Genomic DNA, 590 nt, shown 5'->3' on the forward strand with positions numbered 1-590 from the left:
TTTCCATTGTCACTGGAATGGTCGCGTTTGATGATGCCGTCGAGAAGGCAAACATGATTGCGTCTTCCATCTTACGTAGGAACGTAATTGGGCTAAGGCCAGTAAAGCCTTTTAGCATTAGACTGTAAGTCACTAGGCCGTGAAGCAATAGTGTGCCCGCTAACACAACAAAGTACTCGGCTAGGTTGACGATGGCACTTAAGCCAAGACCAGTAAACAACTTCGCCATCAAGAAGAACACGCCATATGGAGCTAGGTTCATCAAAATTGCTACAAGCTTCATGATCACTTCGTTTAGATCAGAGAAGAATGCTGCAATTCGCTCACCAGGCTTACCTGCTGCGCTGATCGCGACACCAAACAGAACCGCAAACACGATCACTTGCAGGGTTTTACCTTCTGCCATCGCGCTGATTGGGTTGGTTGGGAACATATCGATGATCACTTGACCCAAAGAAGGCGCCTCTGCCGACTTAAATGAGCTTGCTGCTGTCAGATCAGCGCCAGCTCCCGGTTGGAATAGCGTGCCCATTGTAAGCGCAAGTGTGATAGCGATAGCGGTCGTTGCTATATAGAAAGCAAGGGTTTTA

1 protein-coding gene is annotated in these 590 nt (G+C 48.1%); it reads right to left on the reverse strand.

The features are described 5' to 3' along the window. A partial coding sequence (locus R7190_RS29100) for a dicarboxylate/amino acid:cation symporter (protein WP_318138097.1) occupies positions 1–590 on the reverse strand: 590 nt, incomplete at both ends.

The organism is Vibrio sp. 1078-1 (assembly GCF_033340475.1).